At 62.1% G+C, this 3,001-nt stretch carries 3 protein-coding genes; all 3 read left to right on the plus strand.

Features of this window, described 5'->3' with window-relative positions:
- The first annotated feature begins 3 nt into the window (after positions 1–3).
- From ACR0J7_RS20345 to folD, 3 genes are read left to right on the plus strand one after another with little or no spacing between them, the layout of a single operon-like run.
- Positions 4–1,680, plus strand: a complete 1,677-nt coding sequence (locus tag ACR0J7_RS20345; protein WP_480484955.1) for a formate--tetrahydrofolate ligase — start codon at positions 4–6, stop codon at positions 1,678–1,680.
- A gap of 55 nt (positions 1,681–1,735) precedes the next feature.
- Positions 1,736–2,041 carry a chorismate mutase gene (locus tag ACR0J7_RS20350; protein ID WP_480473724.1) on the plus strand — a complete coding sequence of 102 codons (306 nt, stop codon included), beginning with the start codon at positions 1,736–1,738 and terminating at the stop codon, positions 2,039–2,041.
- 51 nt (positions 2,042–2,092) lie between these two features.
- On the plus strand, positions 2,093–2,983 hold the full coding sequence (gene folD, locus ACR0J7_RS20355) for a bifunctional methylenetetrahydrofolate dehydrogenase/methenyltetrahydrofolate cyclohydrolase FolD (protein ID WP_480484954.1): 891 nt from the start codon (positions 2,093–2,095) through the stop codon (positions 2,981–2,983).
- Positions 2,984–3,001: the final 18 nt, after the last annotated feature.

Raw genomic sequence — 3,001 nt, forward strand, 5'->3', positions numbered from 1 at the left:
CCAATGAGCTATAAATCCGACATCGAAATTGCGCGTGAAGCGAATAAGAAGCCGATCCAGGAGATCGGCGCGAAGCTTGGAATATCCAGTGATGATCTGTTGCCGTATGGGCATGACAAGGCGAAGGTGAGCCAGGAGTTCATCAACTCGGTGCAGGGTCGTGAGGACGGCAAGCTGGTGCTGGTGACGGCGATCAACCCGACGCCTGCGGGTGAGGGCAAGACGACCACAACGGTTGGTCTGGGTGACGGTCTGAACCGGATCGGCAAGAATGCGATGATCTGTATCCGCGAGGCCTCGCTGGGTCCGAACTTCGGCATGAAGGGCGGCGCTGCGGGGGGCGGCTATGCGCAGGTTGTTCCGATGGAAGAGATGAACCTGCACTTCACCGGCGATTTCCACGCGATCACCTCGGCCCATTCGCTGCTGTCGGCGATGATCGACAACCACATCTACTGGGGCAATGAATGCGAGATCGACACTCGCCGGGTCGCATGGCGTCGTGTGGTCGACATGAACGACCGCGCCCTGCGCCAGATCACTGCCAGCCTGGGCGGCGTGTCGAACGGGTTCCCGCGCGAAACAGGTTTTGACATCACCGTGGCGTCCGAGGTCATGGCGATCCTGTGCCTGTCAAACGACCTGAAGGATCTGGAAAAGCGTCTGGGTGATATCATCGTGGCCTATCGCCGCGACAAGACGCCGGTCTATTGCCGCGACATCAAGGCCGAAGGCGCGATGACCGTTCTGCTGAAAGACGCAATGCAGCCGAACCTGGTGCAGACGCTGGAAAACAACCCGGCCTTTGTCCACGGTGGCCCGTTTGCCAACATTGCGCATGGCTGCAACTCGGTAATTGCCACAAAGACCGCGCTGAAAGTGGCTGACTATGTGGTGACCGAGGCGGGCTTTGGCGCCGATCTGGGTGCCGAGAAGTTCATGAACATCAAGTGCCGCAAGGCGGGCATTGCGCCCTCTGCCGTGGTTCTGGTTGCCACCGTGCGCGCGATGAAGATGAATGGCGGTGTCGCCAAGGCCGATCTGGGTGCCGAGAATGTCGCTGCGGTCAAGGCGGGCTGCGCCAACCTGGGCCGCCATATCGAGAACGTGAAGTCGTTCGGTGTGCCGGTTGTTGTCGCCATCAACCACTTTGTCACCGACACCGATGCCGAGGTTCAGGCGGTGAAGGATTATTGCGCCTCTCATGGGGTCGAGGCGGTTCTGTCGCGCCATTGGGAGCTGGGCTCGGAAGGCTCTGCCGATCTGGCCCGCAAGGTTGTGGAAATCGTCGAAGGGGGCTCTGCGAACTTCGCGCCGATCTACCCCGACGAGATGCCGCTGTTTGAGAAGATCGAAACCATCGCCAAGCGCATCTACCGCGCCGACGAGGTTCTGGCCGACAACAAGATCCGCACGCAGCTGAAAGAATGGGAAGCTGCGGGGTATGGCAACCTGCCGGTCTGCATGGCGAAAACCCAGTACAGCTTCTCGACCGACCCGAGCTTGCGGGGCGCGCCCACCGGCCATTCGGTGCCGGTGCGTGAAGTCCGCCTGAGCGCGGGCGCGGGCTTTATCGTGGTTGTCTGCGGTGAGATCATGACCATGCCGGGCCTGCCCCGCAAACCGGCCGCGGAAACCATCTGCCTCAATGACGCAGGTGAGATCGAGGGCTTGTTCTAAGCCGCTGAATAAGACATCTCGTGGTCCGGGACCCCCGGGCCATGAGGAGACGATGATGCCCACTCTGACACCGCCGCAGGACTGCCATTCGATGCGGGATCTGCGGGTTCAGATCGACAGGCTGGACCGCCAGCTGATCGGGATGCTGGTGAGGCGCGCAAGCTATATCGACCGCGCGTCTGAGCTGAAGCCGGGCGAGGGCCTGCCCGCCCGCATCCCGGACCGGGTCGAGGATGTGGTGCAAAAGGTGCGCGCCAGTTCGCAGGCGGCGGGGATGGACCCCGATTTGTCCGAAACGCTCTGGCGCATTCTGATTGACTGGTCGATTGCACGTGAGGAACGTGTGCTCGGCCCCGAGTAAAGACCGGGCGCGTTCTGCGCCCGTTTGGGTTTTGAAAGAAGGGACCAAAGGATGGTAGCGCAGGTTATCGACGGGAAGGCCTTTGCCGCCAAAGTGCGCGCGCAGGTGACCGATCAGGTTGCAAAGCTGAAAGAGGAAAACGGCATCACCCCCGGCCTGGCCGTGGTTCTGGTGGGCGAGGATCCGGCCAGCCAGGTCTATGTCCGCTCGAAAGGCAAGATGACCGTCGAGGTCGGCATGAACTCGTATGAGCACAAGCTGGATGCGGAGACCTCGGAGGCGGAGCTGCTGGCGCTGATCGACAAACTGAACACCGACCCGGCGGTGCATGGCATTCTGGTGCAGTTGCCGCTGCCCAAGCACCTGAACGAGGATCTGGTGATCAATTCGATCGATCCGGCCAAGGATGTGGACGGCTTCCATATCTCGAACGTGGGCCTTTTGGGCACCGGTCAGAAATCGATGGTGCCCTGCACCCCGCTGGGCTGCCTGATGATGCTGCGCGATCACCACGGGTCGCTGTCGGGCATGGATGCGGTTGTCATCGGTCGCTCGAACATCGTGGGCAAGCCGATGGCGCAGCTGCTGCTGGGGGACAGCTGCACCGTGACCATCGCGCATTCGCGCACCAAAGATCTGCCGGATGTGGTCCGCCGCGCCGATATCGTCGTGGCCGCTGTCGGTCGCCCCGAAATGGTGCCTGGCGACTGGATCAAGGAAGGCGCCACCGTGATCGACGTGGGCATCAACCGCATCGAGCGGGATGGCAAGACCAAGCTGGTCGGCGACGTCGACTATGCCAGCGCTGCCGAACGCGCCGGCGCCATCACCCCGGTCCCCGGCGGCGTCGGCCCCATGACCATCGCCTGCCTGCTGGCCAACACCCTCACCGCCTGCTGCCGCGCAAACAAACTCCCAGAACCAGAAGGCCTGACCGCCTGATAAACACGGGGGCCGGAG

The organism is Ruegeria sp. O4, from assembly GCF_056535125.1.

Bases quoted from the DNA above. Each gene is read 5' to 3' on its own strand.
- ACR0J7_RS20345 (WP_480484955.1), top strand. From the start codon at position 4: ATGAGCTATAAATCCGACATCGAAATTGCGCGTGAAGCGAATAAGAAG.
- ACR0J7_RS20350 (WP_480473724.1), top strand. From the start codon at position 1,736: ATGCCCACTCTGACACCGCCGCAGGACTGCCATTCGATGCGGGATCTG.
- folD (WP_480484954.1), top strand. From the start codon at position 2,093: ATGGTAGCGCAGGTTATCGACGGGAAGGCCTTTGCCGCCAAAGTGCGC.